The sequence below is a fragment of the Riemerella anatipestifer genome (assembly GCF_009932355.1).
Taxonomy (GTDB): domain Bacteria; phylum Bacteroidota; class Bacteroidia; order Flavobacteriales; family Weeksellaceae; genus Riemerella; species Riemerella anatipestifer_E.
Genome location: NZ_LEKU01000001.1, coordinates 49,781 through 70,606, shown reverse-complemented (window position 1 = coordinate 70,606; position 20,826 = coordinate 49,781). Strand labels below are relative to the sequence as shown.

The 20,826-nt window shown below is 33.7% G+C and carries 22 protein-coding genes and 2 tRNA genes; 14 read left to right on the top strand and 10 right to left on the bottom strand.

The genetic code is table 11. The features are described 5' to 3' along the window. Positions 1-15: 15 nt before the first annotated feature. Positions 16-879, bottom strand: a complete 864-nt coding sequence (locus GXW81_RS00415; protein WP_409258617.1) for a glycoside hydrolase family 25 protein — start codon at positions 877-879, stop codon at positions 16-18. A 64-nt stretch (positions 880-943) separates the two neighbouring features. Between GXW81_RS00415 and GXW81_RS00410 the strand changes: the two genes are divergently transcribed. Then, positions 944-1,423 (top strand): BON domain-containing protein, encoded by a 480-nt coding sequence (locus tag GXW81_RS00410; RefSeq protein ID WP_161530737.1) that lies wholly within the window; start codon positions 944-946, stop codon positions 1,421-1,423. Between the two features lie 10 nt (positions 1,424-1,433). Beyond that, positions 1,434-1,850 carry an SH3 domain-containing protein gene (locus GXW81_RS00405; RefSeq protein ID WP_004918173.1) on the top strand — a complete coding sequence of 139 codons (417 nt, stop codon included), beginning with the start codon at positions 1,434-1,436 and terminating at the stop codon, positions 1,848-1,850. 72 nt (positions 1,851-1,922) lie between these two features. Here the strand turns inward: GXW81_RS00405 and GXW81_RS00400 are convergent, their stop codons facing one another. Next, entirely contained in the window at positions 1,923-2,480 is a 558-nt protein-coding gene (locus GXW81_RS00400; RefSeq protein ID WP_161530736.1) for a hypothetical protein, read from the bottom strand. Positions 2,481-2,492: 12 nt separating this feature from the next. Continuing rightward, complete coding sequence (locus GXW81_RS10415; RefSeq protein WP_260393509.1) at positions 2,493-4,886, bottom strand: hypothetical protein; 2,394 nt, start codon at positions 4,884-4,886, stop codon at positions 2,493-2,495. A 115-nt stretch (positions 4,887-5,001) separates the two neighbouring features. On the opposite strand from GXW81_RS10415, the gene GXW81_RS00390 reads away from it, so the two are divergent. Genes GXW81_RS00390 through GXW81_RS00380 form a run of 3 tightly spaced genes read left to right on the top strand, consistent with a single transcriptional unit; the run spans position 5,002 to position 7,683 of the window. Continuing rightward, on the top strand, positions 5,002-6,252 hold the full coding sequence (locus GXW81_RS00390; RefSeq protein WP_161530735.1) for a dicarboxylate/amino acid:cation symporter: 1,251 nt from the start codon (positions 5,002-5,004) through the stop codon (positions 6,250-6,252). Positions 6,253-6,309: 57 nt separating this feature from the next. Beyond that, positions 6,310-7,413: an Mrp/NBP35 family ATP-binding protein gene (locus tag GXW81_RS00385; RefSeq protein ID WP_161530734.1), complete on the top strand. Its 1,104-nt coding sequence runs from the start codon at positions 6,310-6,312 to the stop codon at positions 7,411-7,413. 33 nt (positions 7,414-7,446) lie between these two features. Continuing rightward, positions 7,447-7,683 carry a NifU family protein gene (locus tag GXW81_RS00380; protein ID WP_004918179.1) on the top strand — a complete coding sequence of 79 codons (237 nt, stop codon included), beginning with the start codon at positions 7,447-7,449 and terminating at the stop codon, positions 7,681-7,683. A gap of 62 nt (positions 7,684-7,745) precedes the next feature. On the opposite strand, the gene GXW81_RS00375 is transcribed toward GXW81_RS00380, so the two are convergent. After that, positions 7,746-8,180: an exosortase F system-associated membrane protein gene (locus GXW81_RS00375; RefSeq protein ID WP_154137802.1), complete on the bottom strand. Its 435-nt coding sequence runs from the start codon at positions 8,178-8,180 to the stop codon at positions 7,746-7,748. After that, positions 8,164-8,691: an exosortase family protein XrtF gene (gene xrtF / locus GXW81_RS00370; protein ID WP_154137801.1), complete on the bottom strand. Its 528-nt coding sequence runs from the start codon at positions 8,689-8,691 to the stop codon at positions 8,164-8,166. The genes GXW81_RS00375 and xrtF overlap by 17 nt, the downstream gene beginning before the upstream one ends. 187 nt (positions 8,692-8,878) lie before the next feature. On the opposite strand from xrtF, the gene GXW81_RS00365 reads away from it, so the two are divergent. The 5 genes from GXW81_RS00365 to GXW81_RS00345 all read left to right on the top strand — a co-directional run bounded on the left by GXW81_RS00365 (position 8,879) and on the right by GXW81_RS00345 (position 14,227). Beyond that, complete coding sequence (locus GXW81_RS00365) at positions 8,879-9,727, top strand: hydroxymethylglutaryl-CoA lyase (RefSeq protein ID WP_161530733.1); 849 nt, start codon at positions 8,879-8,881, stop codon at positions 9,725-9,727. Between the two features lie 89 nt (positions 9,728-9,816). After that, positions 9,817-11,358: a glycine--tRNA ligase gene (locus GXW81_RS00360; protein ID WP_013447069.1), complete on the top strand. Its 1,542-nt coding sequence runs from the start codon at positions 9,817-9,819 to the stop codon at positions 11,356-11,358. 108 nt (positions 11,359-11,466) lie between these two features. Beyond that, complete coding sequence (locus GXW81_RS00355) at positions 11,467-12,687, top strand: aminotransferase class V-fold PLP-dependent enzyme (protein WP_161530732.1); 1,221 nt, start codon at positions 11,467-11,469, stop codon at positions 12,685-12,687. 83 nt (positions 12,688-12,770) lie between these two features. Continuing rightward, entirely contained in the window at positions 12,771-13,871 is a 1,101-nt protein-coding gene (locus tag GXW81_RS00350; protein WP_161530731.1) for an AAA family ATPase, read from the top strand. Next, positions 13,868-14,227, top strand: a complete 360-nt coding sequence (locus tag GXW81_RS00345) for a hypothetical protein (protein ID WP_161530730.1) — start codon at positions 13,868-13,870, stop codon at positions 14,225-14,227. Before GXW81_RS00350 ends, GXW81_RS00345 begins: the two co-directional genes overlap by 4 nt. Before the next feature lie 97 nt (positions 14,228-14,324). Here GXW81_RS00345 and GXW81_RS00340 read toward each other — a convergent pair whose 3' ends face one another. Then, positions 14,325-14,810, bottom strand: a complete 486-nt coding sequence (locus GXW81_RS00340) for a YkgJ family cysteine cluster protein (RefSeq protein WP_161530729.1) — start codon at positions 14,808-14,810, stop codon at positions 14,325-14,327. 52 nt (positions 14,811-14,862) lie between these two features. On the opposite strand from GXW81_RS00340, the gene GXW81_RS00335 reads away from it, so the two are divergent. Next, a complete protein-coding gene (locus GXW81_RS00335; RefSeq protein ID WP_161530728.1) occupies positions 14,863-15,312 on the top strand; it encodes a GNAT family N-acetyltransferase in 450 nt (149 codons plus the stop codon). Positions 15,313-15,377: 65 nt separating this feature from the next. On the opposite strand, the gene GXW81_RS00330 is transcribed toward GXW81_RS00335, so the two are convergent. The 4 genes from GXW81_RS00330 to GXW81_RS00315 form a co-directional block, all read right to left on the bottom strand. Continuing rightward, positions 15,378-15,449, bottom strand: a tRNA-Glu gene (locus tag GXW81_RS00330). Between the two features lie 12 nt (positions 15,450-15,461). Further along, positions 15,462-15,716, bottom strand: a complete 255-nt coding sequence (gene rpsT / locus GXW81_RS00325) for a 30S ribosomal protein S20 (protein ID WP_038693773.1) — start codon at positions 15,714-15,716, stop codon at positions 15,462-15,464. Positions 15,717-15,794: 78 nt separating this feature from the next. Next, positions 15,795-15,866, bottom strand: a tRNA-Glu gene (locus tag GXW81_RS00320). 58 nt (positions 15,867-15,924) lie between these two features. Next, a complete protein-coding gene (locus GXW81_RS00315) occupies positions 15,925-17,217 on the bottom strand; it encodes an N-acetylmuramoyl-L-alanine amidase (protein WP_154137794.1) in 1,293 nt (430 codons plus the stop codon). 21 nt (positions 17,218-17,238) lie between these two features. Between GXW81_RS00315 and GXW81_RS00310 the strand changes: the two genes are divergently transcribed. The 3 genes from GXW81_RS00310 (at position 17,239) to GXW81_RS00300 (ending at position 20,761) form a co-directional block, all read left to right on the top strand. Further along, the gene (locus GXW81_RS00310) at positions 17,239-19,848 is read left to right on the top strand and encodes a putative LPS assembly protein LptD (protein WP_161530727.1); all 2,610 of its coding nucleotides are present in this window, start codon (positions 17,239-17,241) and stop codon (positions 19,846-19,848) included. A gap of 88 nt (positions 19,849-19,936) precedes the next feature. Then, positions 19,937-20,317 carry a RidA family protein gene (locus tag GXW81_RS00305; RefSeq protein WP_161530726.1) on the top strand — a complete coding sequence of 127 codons (381 nt, stop codon included), beginning with the start codon at positions 19,937-19,939 and terminating at the stop codon, positions 20,315-20,317. Beyond that, positions 20,318-20,761 (top strand): hypothetical protein, encoded by a 444-nt coding sequence (locus GXW81_RS00300; RefSeq protein WP_161530725.1) that lies wholly within the window; start codon positions 20,318-20,320, stop codon positions 20,759-20,761. Positions 20,762-20,826: the final 65 nt, after the last annotated feature.

Here is a 20,826-nt window from a genome sequence, read left to right as displayed (position 1 = left end):
TTTTTTTGATTGAATCTAATCTAATGTCATTTTATCAAACTCCCAAGAATTTCCATTGAAGACATTGAGGTCTACTTTTACATTGATGCCTTTTACAATGCCTTTTTCTGTAAACTGCCAAAACAACCAATTATCTTCTTCCGAAGGTACTAAAACATGATTGTAATTAGCTAGCCATAGAGGATAACCCTCAAAATCACCTCTTAAATAGTCTTTATAAAAATGATAATAGGTGTAGATAATAGGTTTAGTTCCGTAGGCTTCTTCTACTATTTTAAGCCAAGTCTTTATGTCTTCTTTATACTGTTTTACAGATTTTCTTCTAGGTATTTTTTCTATATCTAGCACTGGGCGAAGATCTCCTTTTTCTAGCTTCACTTGGTCTAAAAAATTATTAGCTTGTAAAATAGGATCCTCATCTGGGCGATAAAAATGATAAGCTCCTCTTGTATAATTATATTTTTTTGCTTGAGTCCAAAAGTATTCAAAATGTTTGTCCTTAGAAGCATTTCCCATGGTAGCTCTTAACACAATAAAATCAATATTTATAGCATCATTTGCAATACTTAAGCTATCCCACTCTATATCTTCTTTTCTTTGATAATGAGATATATCCATACCAAATACCTTATCCTGATACTCAGTAATGATGGTGTTTATTCGTTTAGTTTCTGTAATGGAATTCTCTAGTTTTTTATGTTGATGCTTTTTAAAATACATAGCATAATAGAAAAAGACTTTATTTTTGATATAAATACCTGTACCAATAAGGGCTACAGACATTACAAGTAGTAATATCCACCTGTAAATCTTTTTTTTGTTTCTCTTGCTTATGTTATTTTTTTTTCTAACTTTGGAGTTATATCTTCGTTTTGGCATAACACTTGCAAAACTAAGTATAAATTTGTTATAATTTACAAACTTTAAAAATCATTAAAAATTTATGAAAAAAATTTTTCAAACAGCAGCATTAGCTATTTTAGTGTCTTTTACGGCAGTTTCGTGCAAGAAAAAGCCTAACGACGCAGAACTTTCTACCAAAGCTACAGAAGTAGTTAAAGCAAACCCTCAGGCTTCAGTTGAGGTAAAAGATGGGCAAGCTCATTTAAGTGGTGTATTTGCTAGTCAAGCAGAAAAAGACCAAATGATAGCGTCTTTAAAAGCGATACCTGGCATTAAAGATGTTCATGATATGACCACCATAGCAACGCCAGAGCCTGCAGTAGCAGTAAATCAAGTAGATGCAGTAGTTTTACAAAAAGTAAAAGATGCTATTAAAGATTTCCCTAGCGTAAAAGTAGAAGATGTAAATGGTGAACTTACACTAACAGGAAATGTATCTTCTTCAGATGCTAGAAAGATAAAAGAGTCTGTAGATGCTCTTAAAATAGGAAAATACAATAACCAACTTACCGTAAAATAATTAAAATACCATGTCATTAACTGATAAATATTCAAGTGTAGTAGCTGCTGCACAAAACGCAGGAGTACAAGACTTATCTGTAAAAGAGCAAGACGGAATTCTATACATTAGTGGTAGTACACAATCTACAGCAACTAAAGATTTAGTATGGAATGCCCTTGGTGCTATTGACCCAAGTTTCACAGCATCAGATATCAATATTGATGTTCAAGTAAAAGGTCTAGAAGTAGGGGCTAGCCTTACTGTAATCACAGAAAGCTCTAACCTTAACCTTCGCAAAGAACCTTCTACAGAAGCTGAAGTTGTAGGTAAAGCAGCAAAAGGAGAAGCTGTAACTTTAGTAGAGATGACTTCCAACGATTGGTGGAAAGTAAAAACTAAAGATGGTGAAGAAGGTTACGCTTACACAAGATACCTTAAAGCATAAATTTCCCATTTTTATAGAAAAAGAAAGCAGTCCAAAAATTTGGACTGCTTTTTTATTTACCATCATGATTGACTATTTCCAAGTCCAAAAACTCCATTCTGTACCATTATATACACAAAGTTGTTCTTTACCTGGTGTATCATCAAAAGCCATCATACCAGGAGCTGGATTTGTGATGCTCTTCTGTACATCTCTAAACTTTGGTAATACCAATGCTTTAGTAGTACTTTCTAAAACTAATATTCCTTTAGCTGTACTAGAAGCAGCTCCCATAACAACCTGAGCTCCCGAATTCTCTACCCTACCAGTATTGGTATTAACAGGTATTGTGTTGGTATTATCTGCTAAATAACTCAAATTTTGCCAACTATTGCTAACCTTAACTTTTACAGCTTTATCACTCCTATCTAAAACAAAAGTTCCATTTGGCGAAAATGTATTGTCTGTTAAATTAGCCTCCGATACAGCATTAACCCACGGTAATATAATTCCTTTCTTTTCCGAATTATTAAACTCTAACAATACTGATGCTGTTGTAGAGCCTGTATTTAAATTTCCTGTGCCTATATTAACCTGTGCCTTCAAGCAAAAGCTTGAAACAACAGCTATCATATATATTATCTTTTTCATATTTATATTTCTCTATTTATTAAAGGCTTCTCCTTGAGGGCATCCTTGCTTGTTCATACATTTCCAAGCTCTGATAACACTAGGTGATGATTGTGTTTCCACATAGGCTTTTAGGCAGTTTTCGGTTGTATCGTACACCATCATACCTATAACAGGATTTACTATTGCTTGTATTTCAGTTGTACTCATTCTTGTAATTGTAAAGCCTTTGGTATTTGCTTCTAGTGCAATATGCCCTCCTTTTCTAGACATAGGCCAATTATCTGCATCTATATTACCTGATCTTCCTAAAGCAGTTATACCTACTTTAGTATCTAATGGGTTTAATACTGTTGTAGTATTCTTTAAAGTACAAAAGCATCTATCATTATTTGATACATCATAAGGCGCATTATTATTAACATCTTGCCCTACCGAAAGAGCATCTACATGAGCTACACCCTGTGTTCCAGAAGTATTATTGACAGCTGTATTTACTATTTCAGGCACACCAAAAGCTGAGCTTAGTTTTGATACAATATCTGTCCCCGTAGTAGATACATTTCCTTTCGCGTTGGCTATGATAGACCATTTTCTAGCAAAAAAAGGTGTTGTCATATCTGCTGCTGCTAGATGAGTCATATTCACATTATCTGAACCTTCTACTGCATCTGGACAACCATCTCCATCTGAATCTAAATCTAAATAATTTGGTAAACCATCACCATCTATATCACAATAAGGTCTAATTGCAAAAGCAACTCCTTGTCCTCCCTTTGCATTATTCATCCATTCTAATGTAACATTTAGCATAGTTGCTTCTGTAGTAAATAATGCATTACCATTAGCAGAACCTGTATTGTTCTGCTTTTGTGTATCTGTATACACCAATGTGTTTGTACCCGCACCTGTTATTGTATAAGCAAGCCCATTGTCTTCTAAAAAAGTAAATGGTGTACCGTTTGTTACAAAAGTAATTTTTTCACTTCCCAAATAGGTAGCCTCTATATCCATAGGAATGATTTGAAATTTTATCCTAGGATCTGAACTGGTAAATGTTATATTAAAAGATGCATTTCTATTAGGAGGATTCGCATTATCTCCTTTAGAATATAACCCTTCTTGAAAATTACTACCATCTAAATTATACAAATCTTTTATACCTGAACCTGCCCATGTATTTATATCGTTACCAACAAAAGAAGCATTCCCTGTAAATCCTGAAATAGTTGCAGTATAAGTTACACCATTTAAAGTAGTAGATCTGCTTATAGTACCAGTAGTACTATCTAATGTAGTGCCAGACCAATTAAAAAACACTAACTGCCCTTTGTATAAACCTTTCCCAGTAGCACTACTAGTAGGGTTATTGGGTAAATTACAAAAAGTTTTTTCAAGAGAATCAGGAATACCATCATTATCAGCATCTAAATCTATAACATCAGCAACACCATCACCATCTGTATCTACCCCTGGAACTGTAAAAGATTGGCTAGAACTAGAGTTACATACACCCTTACTAGCAACCACAGTATAAGTTGTTTCGTAAGAAATATTTGAAATAACTCCTCCCGCTCCTACTGTAGGACCACTTGGAGAAAAAGTATAGCTATAACTAGAATCGTAATTAGATATCGTTGCACTACCGTTATTATAATAAGTAGCAGGCGTTACTGAAACCACAGGTGTAGGAGGAACCACACAAGATACTTTAATTGCTACATATATCACTGCAGTTCTATTAGCTGGAGCATCATTAGGTGGTGTATAATTAATTGTTAATGTCTTAGTAGGAGCAGACGATTTTTTCCAGCTAATCCACTCTGTACCTTTACCATCTGAGCCACGATAAGTACCTGAAGAATAAGAGGAAGTTGTAATTGTGGCTCCTGCATATCCTCCTGCAACATTTCCTCCATTAGAAACTCCAAAAGCCACACTGCTAAAAGTAGCTCCACCATCCATAGATAAAGAAAAATCATCGTCCCACAACACTCCCGTTACAGTAGATTTATCAGCATCTGTAATTACCAATTCGTCTATCATAACTGCATTTGCGAAATTGAAGGTCACAGAGTTTAAATCATTATTGTAAGCAGAGCTTTCTATTTTAAGAACCTGAGTAGCAATATTAGCCCCATTGAAGTTATTTACTAACCCTCCCGAAGGTTGTATTAACCCTGAGTTGGCAGAAAAAATATTAGATCTACCATAGACAGCACCTCTCGTAACGCCTACATTTACTGCTCCTGTTATAGGGTTATTGGAAGCACTAGCCGTTGCAGTAGGGGTCCCTTCTGTACCTGCAGGTGGTAGCGTTGTAGAACCACTCCCCAAAATATCCCATGTAATCCAACTTTGTGCATTAACAGCTCCAAAAAATAATACTAAGAATAGTTTTAGAGTTAAATGTAAAGACTTTTTCATCTATATATAATTTATTCAACATTTATAACTATCAAAAACCTTGCCATAAAATAGAGATTATTTTTAAGTCTTCAAAAAAGTTTATATTTGCATTTTAACCTAAAAATCTTCACAGATGAAAGGACAAAACAAACTTTTTATAGCAATATTACTAGGACTTATTATAGGAATAGGATTAGGCGGATTTGTTCATTTGCAATATCAAGATAGTGCAGAAGGCTTTTCCAAAAACATAAAATTGCTAGGGACCATTTTTATCAGACTTGTTCAAATGATTATTGCTCCGCTTGTATTCACCACTTTGGTGGTGGGTATTGCCAAAATGAGCGATATAAAAATGATAGGCAGAGTAGGTACTAAAGCAATGCTGTGGTTTTTAACGGCTTCTTTAGTTTCTCTAATGATAGGGCTTGTATTTGTAAATTGGCTAGAACCAGGTAAAGTAACACAACTCCCAGTACAAGATGCAAGTGCGGCGGCAGAAATCGTAAATAACAGTAAAGGCTTCTCACTAGAAGATTTTGTAAAGCATATTATTCCTAAAAGTTTATTTGAAGCTTTTGCCACTAATGAAGTACTGCAAATCGTAGTATTTTCAATAATGTTTGGAGTGGCTCTTTCTCAGTTAGGAGAAGCTCATTCTAAACCAATTATAAAGGTTTTTGATATTTGCGCTCATGCTATTCTTAAAATGGTAGGGTATATTATGTGGGTAGCTCCATTGGGAGTACTGGGTGCTATTGCTGCAGTTGTTGCCACTAATGGTTTTGAGATATTTATGGTTTACGCTGTTTACTTAAGAGACTTTTTCTTTGCATTGGGTATCCTTTGGTTAGTTCTGTGTGCCGTTGGTTATTTAATACTTGGGAACAGATTGTTTGATTTATTAAAAAGAATTAAAGAGCCATTACTTATTGCATTTTCAACGACAAGCTCTGAAGCTGTTTTTCCGAAGCTTGTGGAAGAACTAGAAAAGTTCGGGGCTAATAATAGAATAGTCTCCTTTATACTACCTTTAGGATATTCGTTTAATTTGGATGGGAGCATGATGTATATGACCTTTGCGTCTATCTTTATTGCTCAAATTTACGGGGTAGATATGTCTATTGGGCAACAAATCACGATGCTTTTGGTTCTTATGCTTACTTCCAAAGGGATTGCAGGTGTGCCTCGAGCTAGTTTAGTAATTATTGTAGCTACCTGTTCTATGTTTGGAATTCCACCAGAAGGCATCGCTCTCATATTACCAATAGACCATTTTTGTGATATGGGAAGAAGTATGACCAATGTACTAGGCAACGCACTAGCAACTTCCGCTGTTTCTAAATGGGAAGGACAACTAGAAGCACCTACAGAAAACATATAAAAAGAAAAACACTTACAAAAAATAAATCCTTAAATTTGTATTTCTAAAAAGAAAATAATGATAAAAAAAGATAGAGTTTTAGCTTTTTTAAAAGAGGTTGAGGTAGATGACTTGGTGAATAACGTCCAAGTTATGGGTAATGATGTCTACATTGATTTGACGGCACATTCTCCAGCAATGCATGAGAAAAAAAAGCTAGAAGCAGCAATGAAACAGGCTTTTGCATCTGAGTTTGGGGAAGAGGTCGTTTTAAAGTTGAAAATCGTTTCTCCTGAACCATCTGAAGCTCAGCTTAATCAAATTAAAGGGAAAGAAATCCCAGGCATAAAAAACATCATCGCTATTGCCTCTGGTAAAGGTGGTGTAGGAAAATCTACGGTAGCTGCTAACCTTGCGATATCTTTGGTTAAAATGGGCTTTAAAGTAGGTTTACTAGATGCAGACATCTATGGCCCGTCTGTACCTACCATGTTTGATACCGAAGGGCAAAAACCTATTTCTGTTGAAGAAAATGGCAGAAATCTAATGAAACCGATTGAAAATTATGGGGTTAAAATGCTATCTATCGGTTATTTTTCTGGAGCTAATCAAGCGGTAGTATGGAGAGGTCCTATGGCTGCAAAAGCTCTCAACCAAATGCTAAGAGATGCTGCTTGGGGTGAACTAGATTTCTTATTGATAGACCTACCTCCAGGAACGGGTGATATTCATCTTTCTATCATACAAGAAGTACCTGTAACAGGAGCTGTTATTGTAAGCACCCCACAACATATTGCTCTTGCAGATGTTAAGAAAGGTATTGCAATGTTCCAAATGGAAAGTATCAATATTCCAGTTTTAGGTTTAATAGAGAATATGGCTTATTTCACACCAGAAGAATTGCCTGATAATAAGTATTATATCTTTGGTAAACAAGGAGCACAATATATGGCGGAAGATTTGGGCATACCTGTACTGGGCGAAATTCCTCTTATCCAAAGTATAAGAGAAGCTGGTGATATAGGAAGACCAGCAGCTTTGCAAGATGGTTCTAAAATTGCAGAAATCTATACAGAAACCACTCAGAAAATGGTAGAGAGCTTAGTGGAAAGAAATAAAAATCTACCTCCTACAGAAGCCGTTAAAATAACTACGATGGCAGGGTGTTCTCCAAAAAAATAATTACCATATTATATTTAAAGAATTAAAATAAAGATGGAAAATAATAGTCTAGAAGTAAGAGTAGAAAATGCACTAGAAAGCATTCGCCCTTTTCTTAACAAAGATGGTGGAGATATAGAGCTCATCAAAATAGAAGACACTGTAGTCTATGTGAAATTACTAGGTAACTGCTCTGGGTGTCCTGTAAGTTTCTCTACAATGAAGCTAGGCGTAGAAAATACAGTTAAAGAAAAGGTTCCTGAAATTACACGAGTAGAAAATGTAGAATAGTTTATAAATTATAAAAAAAGGCTTATCTGTAATAAATTAGATAAGCCTTTTTGTTTTGTAATTTAATTCTTGTTCTTCACATCCATATAATAAAACATTGGAATGATGAGCAATAAAATTATAGGTTGAATAACAAATCTACGAACATAAAAAGCTAAAAGCAATCCTGAGTCAAATTCCGTATAAACTAGATAGAGATAGATAGGAAAAGTAATTAAAAAAACTAATAACATTAAAACACAAGCTAACATTGTCTTTGTTTTATCTTTAAAAAGAAAATAAACAATGATTAGCGAAAAAAATAAATTAAGTATCAGCCTAAAAAGATGTCCTGAAACAAGTTTTCCCCACTGAAAAACAGGGAATACTTTAGCTCCATCCATAGTTTTGAAATAGATTAAAAAAGGGTCATAAAATAGAGTTTCTTCTAAAAAACGAACCCCTATCAAACCAATAATACCGAGTATAACAAATACAAGATTACCTTTGAACTTCATCTTTCAGTACAAAAAATTTAATCCAAATTATCCATAATACAACCACACTTCCGTAAATAATCGCAGGGAATATATAATCATGGGCAGCTTTACCATAAGATGGATATTCAAGTAGCACCACATTTATTCCAACAATCCTAAGTATATTTATGATATACAGAAATATAACTCCTGAAAAAACAAAAATAAAAGTCTTAAAACCTCTATAAAACGCAAAAATAAATGCTATAAAAAGTATTATTACAGATACAGCATTACAACCTTCTACCATTCTAGACACATACTCTCCACCTACATAATACCACAAAGTATTATGCTCTGGTTGAGGTATGGCTTGCGAAGGATAACCTATGTTATTCTGTATCAAAGTACATTGGTTGGCCACATGTACTGACAAGCCATCTAAACCTTCTTGAGTGTTCAAATAAAACTGATAAATTCCCAGCAAGGCTAAATAAACTAATAAAAATCTTAATAGGATTTTTAGTGTGGGTTTAAAATCTTCAAACATAATACACAAAGGTAAATATTATCAGACAAAAACCATTATATATCTTCAAAATTACATTGTAATCTTGAAAGTCAACCCAACTCTAAAATATAATAAATAAATGATTATCAAAATATTAAAATAAAATTTACTTTTAAAAAGTTTTTATTATATTTGGAAACTAGAGTTTATCTCCTAAACCAAAATTATGTTTCTAACAGAATGTTCACGAGATGCAATGCAAGGTTGGAGTGAGTTTATTCCAACAGATACAAAAATCAATTACCTTAATAGTTTAATGGAGGTAGGGTTTGATGTGTTGGACTGTGGTAGCTTTGTTTCTCCTAAAGCCATTCCGCAGATGGCGGACTCTGGGGAAGTACTGGATAATATAGATAAGTCTTTATCAAACACCAAACTATCCGTTATTGTAGCTAACATAACAGGGGCAGAAAAGGCACTTTCTCATGCCAATGTAGACATTTTGGGATTTCCTTTTTCTATATCCGAAACCTTTCAATTTAGAAATACCAATAAAGATCAAGAAGAAGCGTTTAATCAGGTAAAAACCATTTTAGAAATGGTAAAGACTGAGAATAAAACACTTAACCTCTACTTTTCTATGGCATTTGGAAATCCATACGGAGAAGATTGGAAATGGGAAGATGTTGCTTTTTGGGCGAACCGATTTTCGGAAATAGGAGTAAAAAATATATTACTTTCAGATACCACAGGGGTAGCCACTACGGAAAGCATTGCACTTTTATTTGATAAAATTCCTGCTAATCACCCTGATATTAGTTTTGGTGCTCATTTTCATAACAGATACGAAGATTCTTACATTAAACTAAAGGCTGCGTATGATAAGGGCTGTAGACGATTTGATTCGGCTATAAAAGGGATAGGCGGTTGCCCAATGGCTAAAGATGACCTCGTAGGAAATATGCCTACGGAACAACTTTTCAACTTTATGAATTTAGAAAAAATAGAGATTAAGCAGAATATGCTCCATTTTGAATCTGCTTGGAATATTGCCAAATCTATTTTCCATTTTTAAATATCAATCCATTTTTATCAAATAGAATTTGATTTTACCTCAAAAATTAAAATTAAAAAAGTTATTTTTGCAGGTATATTCTAAATATTATGGCTAAGCAAGAAGACGATTTTAAGAAAGTGGTATCCCACGCTAAAGAATATGGGTTTATCTTTCCATCTAGTGAAATATACGACGGACTATCTGCTGTTTATGATTACGGGCAAAATGGTGCCGAACTAAAAAATAATATAAAGCAATATTGGTGGAAAGCCATGACTCAGCTTAATGAAAACATCGTTGGGTTAGATTCTGCTATTCTAATGCATCCTACTACATGGAAAGCTTCTGGGCATGTGGACGCCTTCAACGACCCTTTGATAGACAACAAAGATTCCAAGAAAAGATTTAGAGCCGATGTGCTTATAGAGGACTATTGTGCAAAACTAGAAGACAAGGCTCAGAAAGAAATAGCAAAAGCTCAAAAAAGATTTGGTGCTGATTTTGACGAGGAACAATTTGTAAATACCAATCCTAGAGTTTTAGAGTATAGAGAAAGGCAGAAAAGCATTCTTACTAGAATGGCTAAATCTCTTGATAATAATGATTTAGCAGATGTAAAAGCCCTTATAGAAGAGCTAGAAATAGCAGACCCTGATACAGGCTCTAAAAACTGGACAGAAGTAAGACAGTTTAACCTAATGTTTGGGACTAAACTAGGAGCTTCCGCAGAAAACGCCATGGAGCTTTACCTAAGACCAGAGACAGCACAAGGTATTTTCGTAAACTTCTCTAATGTGCAGAAAACTTCTAGACATAAGCTACCTTTTGGGATTGCTCAAATCGGAAAGGCGTTTAGAAATGAAATTGTAGCGAGACAATTCATTTTCCGTATGAGAGAGTTTGAACAAATGGAAATGCAATTTTTTGTAGCCCCAGGAACGGAGTTGTCATTCTACGAAGAATGGAAACAAAAACGACTTAACTGGCATTTGGCACTTGGATTAGGTACGGAAAATTATAAGTTTCACGACCATGAAAAGCTAGCTCATTATGCCAATGCAGCAGCGGATATAGAATTTAAATTTCCATTCGGATTTAAAGAGCTAGAAGGTATCCACTCAAGAACAGACTTTGACCTTACTGCACACGAGAAATTCTCTGGTAGAAAGCTACAATATTTTGATCCAGAGAGAGGCGAAAGCTATGTGCCTTATGTGGTGGAAACTTCTGTAGGATTAGACAGAATGTTCCTAGCGGTGTTCTCTAGCTCTCTTAAGGAGGAGGCTTTAGAAGATGGCTCTACAAGAACGGTATTGTCTTTACCTCCAGCTTTAGCTCCTGTAAAAGCGGCTATTTTGCCATTGGTGAAAAAAGACGGGCTACCAGAATTTGCAGAAAAAATCTTCAACGAGTTAAAGTATGACTTTAATGTTATATTTGAAGAAAAAGATAGTATTGGTAAGCGTTACAGAAGACAAGATGCCATAGGTACACCTTTCTGCATTACTGTAGACCATGATTCACTTAATGATAATACAGTAACTCTTAGGGAAAGAGATACAATGAAACAAGAAAGAGTATCTGTGGAAGACTTAAGAAAAATTATAGATGATAAAGTGAACTTTAGAACACTTTTATCTAAAATTTAAAATAAACAATTTTTGCATAAAAGCCTTGCCTAAATAATTTGGTAAGGCTTTTTTGTTGTAAACTTAATTCACTACCTTTGAACTTTAATTTAATCTAAATTAGTTAAAATGCTAGACATTAAATATATAAGAAGTCAATTTCCTATTTTATCTCAAAAAGTTAATGGTAAAGATTTAGTTTATTTAGATAACGGAGCATCTTCGCAAAAGCCTATTTCTGTTTTACAGGTTTGGGAAAATTATTACAAAGAAATCAATGCCAATGTGCATAGAGGCATACATACTTTGAGCCAATTAGCAACCGAAGCTATGGAAGACGCTCGTAAAAAAGTTCAAACTTTCATCAATGCGAAGCACGATTATGAGATTATTTTCACTAGAGGAACTACGGAATCCATCAATCTAGTTGCTTACGCCCTTACACCTCATATCAAGCAGGGTGATGAAATCATTATTTCCTACCTAGAACACCATTCTAACATTGTGCCTTGGCAGATGCTGTGTCAAAGAACAGAGGCAATACTAAAGGTAATTCCTATAGATGAAAATGGCATACTGCAAATAGAAGTTTTAGACGAGTGGCTCTCTGAAAAAACAAAATTAGTGTCGGTAAATCAAGTATCTAATGCCTTGGGAGTTATCAATCCAATAGAGGAAATTATAGCAAAAACGAGACGATTATCAGACGCTTTAATATTGATAGACGGAGCACAATCAGTGCCACATTTTAAAATAGATGTTCAAAAATTAGACTGTGATTTTTTCGTGTTTTCAGGACACAAAATGTACGCTCCTATGGGAACGGGTATCCTTTATGGCAAAGAAAAAGCTCTTAACTCTCTAGCTCCATTTCACGGCGGCGGAGAAATGATAGCAACTTGTTCCTTTGAAGAAACCACCTATACCGAACTTCCATTTAAGTTTGAAGCGGGAACGCCTAATGTAGGAGGCAATATTGCACTAGGAGCAGCCGTGGATTTTATGACGACAATAGGTCATAACGATATACAAAATCACGAAAATCAACTAATGCGATATGCTCAAAACCAACTAGAACAAATGGAAGGCGTACATATCTATGCAGAAAAAGCGCCTAGAGTTGGTGCTATTTCTTTCAATCTTGATGGTATAGGCATAGCTTCCGATGTGGGTATGATTTTGGACAAAATGGGGATAGCCGTAAGAACGGGACACCATTGTACACAGCCTATTATGAAGTTTTTTGATATAGCTGGTACAGTAAGAGCTAGTTTTGCGGTTTATAATACCTTAGAAGAAATAGATATTTTTATAGAAGGATTGAAAAAAGCACAAAAGATGTTGCGTTAATTTAATAGTTAGTGTAAATTTCATGAAACACTCTTATGTCCTTAATAAAATACTAAATTTATTGTTTTTTTAATTAATTTTATATGGATTTACTTAAAGGAAGTGCATTGGTTGCATTTGTTGTTGGCTTTTGGGATAAAATAAAAACATTTTTATGGATGTTGCTTTCAACATTTATTCAGAAAGCAGAAATAAAGAATGATGATACACACAATGAAGTAATTGGTTATTTAATAAAAAATTTTAAAAAAGCTCCAAGTTATGACAAAGTCTACGGAGCAAAGTATGAATCTTTTAGGAATGGAAAATATGGTTACGTTCCTTTTGAGAAATATGGTGATAATTTGATGATATTTTTTTCAAATAAAAAATATTTTTTCAATCTCATAAAAATTCCATTTTTATTTACAAAAAATAGTGTGGCGTTTCTGAATGGTGAAAATTCAAATAATATTCATAATGATACAGACAAAACAGTTTCATATATAATTTCTATAAGAGGAACAGTAAATGTATCGGAAATAGTTGAAAGAGCTATACACTTTCGTAATAAAATAAGCTGGAATTTAGATGAACAAGAAGAAAAGAATAATCGATTTAATATTTATTATTTCCCAGAACGAGAAAACTCGGGAAATGATAGACATTATGGTGGTTATAACGGATATTCTTGGTTCAGACAAAATAACTATAAATTATTAGGCGTGACATCAGAAGAGTTAGGAAGAGAAATAAAAAGTAATGGTAAAGCTCTAGATAATTTGTTTTTCCCAGATGATGTTAAAGAATTAATTAAAATTATAAGCTTGTGGGTAAAAAGCGAAAACTGGTATAAAGAAAAAAGCATACCTTGGAAGAGAGGATGGCTTTTGTATGGTCCTCCAGGAACAGGAAAAACTACACTTGCAAGAGCGTTTGCTGAAGATTTAGATTTACCTATTCATTTTTTTTCACTTGCTCAAATGTCAAATAATGATTTGAATAAAGCTTGGCAAAGTATGCAATTGAATAGACCTTGTATTGCTCTAATTGAGGATATTGATAATGTTTTTAATAAGAGAAAAAACATTGCCCAAAATCCTGCATCATTTCTTTTAGGTGGCTACTCAACTCAAAATAATTCAGTTAATAACGGAATAGCAGCCACGGGGAAAGTGATTCAAACGAGATTAGAACACCTTTGACATTTGACACTTTGCTCAATTGCATTGACGGAGTTGACAAATCAGACGGTGTATTTACAATAATAACCACCAATGATATCTCAAAAATTGATGAAGCAATCGGTCAGCCAAAATTGTTAGAAGATGGTAGTCAAGTTTTTATTTCTTCAAGACCCGGAAGAATTGATAGAGCAATTGAATTAACTTATATGTCAAAAGAAAATAAGAAAAAAATGGCGGATAAAATTCTTTCTGAATTTCCTGAAAAGTTGCAAGAAATATATACTCATATTGAAAAAGATGAGCAGGAAACACCCGCGCAATTTCAAGAATACTGTGCTCAAATTGCACTGCAAGAATATTGGAAAACAAATTAAAAAAACTTCCGCTAACATAGTATTTGCAAAAAGGAGTAGGGAATGGTAGAAAATTTAGTAATATTTAATCACAAAAACACTTTTCTCAAAATGAGAATCACTCTATTTTTTCTCGCATTTTTTCAATCCATTTAAAAGCGGCGGGGCAGATTTCTATATTTTTAATTGTAAGATGATTGATTTGGTAAATCTTCTTTCTATCCGTATGGGGAAACTCTCGGCAGGCTTTGGGGCGTACTTCATAAATCATACAAGTATTATCAGAGAACAAAAACGGACAAGGCAATTGCTGTAATACCCAATCATTATCTTCGTCTATCCTTAGATATTTTTCTTCAAACTGAGTAGGTTTTAGTTTTAAAAATTTGGAAATTCGCTCTATATCTTGTGTTGTAAAAAGAGGACCTGTAGTTTTACAACAGTTGGCACAAGACAGACAGTCTATCTCATCAAACACTTCATCGTGAATTTCTTGGGTAAGATAATCTAGATTTTTAGGTGGTTTTTTCTTAAGTTTATCTAAGATTTTTTTATGTTCTTTATGCTTCTGTTGAGCATTTTGCCTATTAAGTTCCAAATCCATAGTGCAAATTTACTAAATTTGAACATCATAATTCATAGCATTGATATCAATAATGGAAAGCTTAATCATCAGAGAATATCAAGAAGGAGACAAAGATAATCTTCTCAGTATTTTAAAATTAAATATTCCTCATTTCTTTGCAGAGGAAGAACTAAATGATTTCAAAATATATCTCGAACAAAAAATTGAATACTACTTTGTGGCAGAATACAAGGGTAAAATAGTTGGTTCAGGAGGTATTAACTTAGAACATGCTTCTAAAATTGCAAAAATAAGTTGGGATTTTATAAACCCTCAATACCACGGTTTAGGTATAGGAAGAAAACTTTTAGAATACAGAATTGATATAATAAAAGTAATGCATAAAGATTATAAAATTATAGTGAGAACTTCACAATATGTTTATCCGTTTTATGAGAAGAATGGTTTTGTATTGGAAAGCATTATAAAAGATTACTGGTCACAAGAATTTGATTTGTACTTAATGCAATACAAATTATAACTTAGTTTAAAAACTTATATAAAAACAAATAATCCGCAAATCAGTTTGATTTGCGGATTATTTAGTAGCCCGTAGGGGAATCGAACCCCTCTTGCAAGAATGAAAATCTTGAGTCCTAACCGATAGACGAACGGGCCGCTACAATTTTATTAAGCTAGCTTGTTAACATGCTTAGTTAACTTACTCTTTAAATTAGCTGCTTTATTCTTGTGAATAATGTTTCTTTTAGCAAGCTTATCTATCAAAGAAATCACCTTAGGTAATTGCTCTGATGCAACTTTTTTATCTTCTTCATTTCTTAATACTTTCACAGCAGTTCTAGTAGTCTTGTGATAGTATCTATTACGAAGTCTTCTAACTTCATTCTGTCTTATTCTCTTAAGTGCTGATTTATGATTTGCCATAACTTTCTAAAAACTTGGTTGCAAAAATATGCTTTTTTTTTTAATTGCCAAAATTATTTTAAAAAAAATTAAATTTAGTAGCCTATAGGGGAATCGAACCCCTGTTGCAAGAATGAAAATCTTGAGTCCTAACCACTAGACGAATAGGCCATTTCAATTTTGGACTGCAAAAATACAGCTTTTTTTGAAATTACAAAATTTTTATCAACTATTTTATAACTTTTTCTACAACAATATTTTTAACACCTTTATTTTCAATAGATTTCATTTCAGAAATAGCTTCTTCCAAAGTAGAGAATTTACCATAGGTATAGTAAAATTTACCACCATTTCGGTTTCTTTCAACATTATTCAATGTTTTAAGTATATAAGAATCATTCCCTAATTTTTTGTCTGTAACAGCCACTTCTAAAGTATAATACCCTTGTGCTAACTTCTGATTAGGTACAAAACCTATAGCCACAGCATTTCTAAAGCCTGCATCTTTTGCTGTTTTCACATTAGCATCTTTTATAGAAGCATAATTCGTAGTCCCATAATAATATTTATAGAAATTACCTTCCTTCATTGTAAAAACATAATTAAGCCCTTTCAAAGCAGGATCTCCATCATTAAACTTATCAGCAGAGCTCATCAGCAGAACTCTAAAATCATTTTTTAGTGGTTGCTCTTTAGGTTTCTCTGGTACATCATTAAAACTAGGTCTTCCACTTGTCTTATCATGAAGCTTTTTATATGCTACTACTGCATTATATATACTTTGAACTATAGCTTTTTGTCCAGAATCTGAAGATAAATAGGCTGCCTCATCATAATTACTAATAAAACCCATCTCTATAAGTACCGAAGGCATTGCATTCAATCTTAATACATGAAGGTTTTTCTGTTTAACTCCTCTAGAAAATCTTTTATCTTTATTTACAAAGTTATCCTCCACAAAACTTCCGAAAATAAGGCTTCTTTCCAAATATTTTTGCTGTTGAAGTTTAAGAGCTATCAAGGATTCTGGCGTTTTAGGATCATAGGAAGCAAATGTTTGTTTATCTTCTTCATCTAGAAAAATAACATCATTTTCAGACTTCGCTACCTCTAAATTAGCTGCATTTTGATCTGGTCCTTGCACAAAAGTTTCTGTACCATAGGCACTACTTTTTGCAGCGTTGCAATGTATAGAAATAAACAAATCAGCCTTAGAACGGTTAGCTAAATTGGTTCTAGAAGTTAAGTTAGGATATATATCTTCTTTTCTTGTATAAATTATTCTAAGATCTTTATTTTTTTCTAGCATTTCACCTAACTTCAATACTACTGAAAGAGTAACATCTTTTTCTCTTACTGTCCCCAAATCACTATAACTTCTGTAAGCACCGTGGTCACTCCCACCATGCCCAGCATCAAGAACGATAGTGAATTTTTTCTGAGCCGTTATAGTTACGAATAAAACACTAAAAAAAAGTGCTAAATATTTTTTTATAGGAAATATATATTTAATCGTGTTCATTTTTGATAAATTTTACTAATTTTGAAGCCAAATTTTCAATATAAGGCATTGGCAAAAAACAGCTCCAAAAATACTTTACTTATTTTAATTATCCTAATTTTTAACAATTTTTTAGCACAAAATACCCCTCGTATAAACGCTAAAAATATTGAGGATAAATCTGTAAAAAAGGACAGCCTATCCCCTCGTAAAGAATCCCTCGAGGGTACCGTAAAAATGCAATCCGAAAACCAAAGGAATGATGTTCAAAAGAAAATGACTTACCTTAATAAAAAGGCTAAAGTACAATATTTGGATATGACTATAGAAGCAGATTACATATCCATAAATTGGGAGAACGGAGATATTTTTGCGAGAGGAGAGCAAGATGAAAATGGAAAAATTATAACCCCCGCCACCTCTACCCAAGCTGGTAAAAAATACGAATATAACGAGGTTAAATTCAACTTTAAAAATAAGAGAGCTATTGCCTACAATGCTAGAACCGAAGAACAGGAAGGCGTTATTGTAGCTCAAAAAACAAAAAAAGTAAACGACTCCGTTTTCTTTATGCGAAATGGGGTTTACACTACCGATGAGTATTTTTTAAAGAAAAAAGACAGCCTTGCAGACTACCATTTAGCAGCACCTAATATCAAATTGATTAAAGGAAAAAACGCCTCAAGGGTAATTACAGGACCTATACAAATGTACATAGAGCAAGTACCTACCCCTTTGGTAATGCCATTTGCAATACTCCCCTTTTCTGACAAAAGAACCGCAGGTATCTTAATCCCAAGTTTTGGAGAAAGGCAAGATGTGGGGTTTTTCTTGAACAACTTTGGTTATTACCAACCTATAGGCGAACATTTTGATTTAAAGGTATTTTTAGATTTTTACACCAAAGGAAGTTGGAACATACGCCCTGAACTAGGCTATAAGAAAAATTATAAATACAATGGTAATTTTTCAGCCGATATAGGCACCATTGTTCGTGGAATAAAAGGACTTAGCACCTACTCCAAATCTAATACATATCGTATTACTTGGAGACATACTCAAGATGCTAAGGCTAATCCGTTTTTTAATTTTTCTGCCTCTGTAGATATGGTTAGTAATCGTTTTTATAACAATACAATCAACAACAATTATATCTTCAATCAAGATGTTCTTAGAACACAACAGAACTCAGCTATTAGTATCACTAAAAGATTCCTTACCTTACCTATAAGTATTACAGGAAGTGCTTCTTACTCTCAAAATTTTGCTACAGGAGATGTTAACATCAGACTTCCTCAGCTTAACGTAATGGTAAATCAATTCTACCTATTCAAGCCTAAAACAGGCGTAAGAACTGGTCTTCTAGAAAATATTTATGTAAACACAAGTCTATCACTAGACAATTACGTAAACACCACCCAAAAACAAGCCTTCACAAAAGATATGTGGAGCAATATGCAAACTGGCATTAGAGTTCCTGTAGCATTAACTACTAACACTTCTGTAATGAAGTATTTTACTCTCTCTTTGGGAGCAAATTTCAATAATGTTTTAACAACAAAAACTCTAAACAAAAGCTACGACCCTATTAGCAATACTACAGTAAATAACTACAAAAATAATATTGCTGGATACTCTACTTTTTCCACTTCCGCCACTTTACAGACCGTAATTTATGGACAAGCCAACTTTAGAAAAGGAGCAAGAATACAAGCCATAAGACATATGATTTCTCCTGGAGTGACCTTTTCTTATACACCTGATTTTGGCAAGTCCAATTGGGGGTATTACCGAAATTTTTACGGAGCAGATGGTGCCATAAATTCCTACTCTATATTTGAAGGAAGTGTTTTTGGTGCTCCCTCCCGTGGGCTATCTCAAACTATTGGGTTTAACATCAATAATAACATTGAAATGAAAGTTCGGTCTAAAACCGATTCTACTGGAGTTAAAAAGATTAAAATATTTGAAAACATCAGTATTTCAGGGATGTACAACTTTGCAGCTGAAAAGTTCAAATGGTCAGCTTTCAATATCAGCTCTCAAAACTCATTCTTTGATAATAAACTGAATGTAAACTCTAGCCTTTCACTAGACCCTTACAAAATAGTATTTAATTCTGACTCCGACATCGGAGAACGAGTGGATAAGTTTGGGTATTTTAATCTTCAAAATTTCAACATTCAATTATCCTACCCTTTAAGCGATGCATTATTTAAGAATAAAGACAAAAACAGCCAACCAAAGTATAAAACCAAAGGCAGTATAATGCAAGAGAAATATTCTTTTGATGATGATAACTATGCTCATTTTGAACAACCTTGGACTCTAAATATCAATGCCAATTACAGCTACTCAAAGACTCAAACAAGATTTGGTACTAGAGTAGCATCTGTAGGGCTAGATGGCAATATCAAACTAACGCCATTTTGGACCATCAGCGGAAGTACTCATTACGATTTAATCAGTAAAGAACTAGCCTACGGAAGACTAGGTTTCTCTAGAGACCAAAGGAGCTTTACTATCAACTTTAACTGGGTTCCTTTTGGAAGATTTAAGGTATATGATTTCTTTATTGGCATCAAAGCCAATATATTAAGAGACGCGGTAAGATACAGAGGACGAAGCTTCCCTCAGCAGAGCGATTTTTAATTTTTTAAACACTTCTTTTAACACCAAGAAAAAAACTTTTATATTTGCTCTCTCAAAATTTAAACTAAGACCAAACATCATAAATATCATGAAAACAATTATATCAACCAATAACGCTCCTGCTGCCATAGGTCCTTACTCACAGGCTAATATGGTAAATGGTGTTTTGTATATCTCAGGACAAATCCCCATCAATCCTAGCAATGGCGAATTGGTTACAGGTATAGAGAATGAGGCTCATCAAGTAATGAAAAACTTAGAAGCCATACTAAAAGAGGCAGGAATGTCTTTCTCTAATGTTGTAAAGTCTACTATTTTCTTGAAAAATATGGATGATTTTAGTCTCGTTAATGATATTTATGCATCTTATCTAGACAGTGCACAACTTCCAGCTAGAGAAACCGTACAGGTAAGTAGGTTACCTAAAGATGTGAATATAGAAATTTCTATGATTGCACACCAATTTTAAATGGACTTTGTTAGAAATACCATAGGAGTTTTATTAGGTCTAACCGCCGCAGGGCTTATCATCACACTAGGAGTTAGGCTGAATCCTTCGTGGATAAATTATAGCACTTTTTCTCCCTTTGAACAATGGGAAAAGGTACTATATTCTGTAAAAAATGAAAACGGATTTTTTATTGCACTGCTTTTCTCCTCTGGTTTAGCTGCCACCATAGGTGGTGTAACCACAGCCATTGTTGTAAAATATGCCAAAGTGGCTTACGCTATTCTAATAGGCTTCATTCTTTTATTTCTAGCAATGCTAGACATCATTATTTTCCCATACCACCCTACTTTTTATAAGATAACTATATTTCTAGTATTCTTTCCATTCTCTTGGTTAGGAGGAAAAATAGTTGAAGTAATTTACAACAAAGGCAAAAAGAAGCGTAGAGCTAACACAAACTAAAAACTAGCCTTAACCTCCCCTAAAACCATAAAAATAATCAAATTTATCTTCGCTTTTTTCCTTAG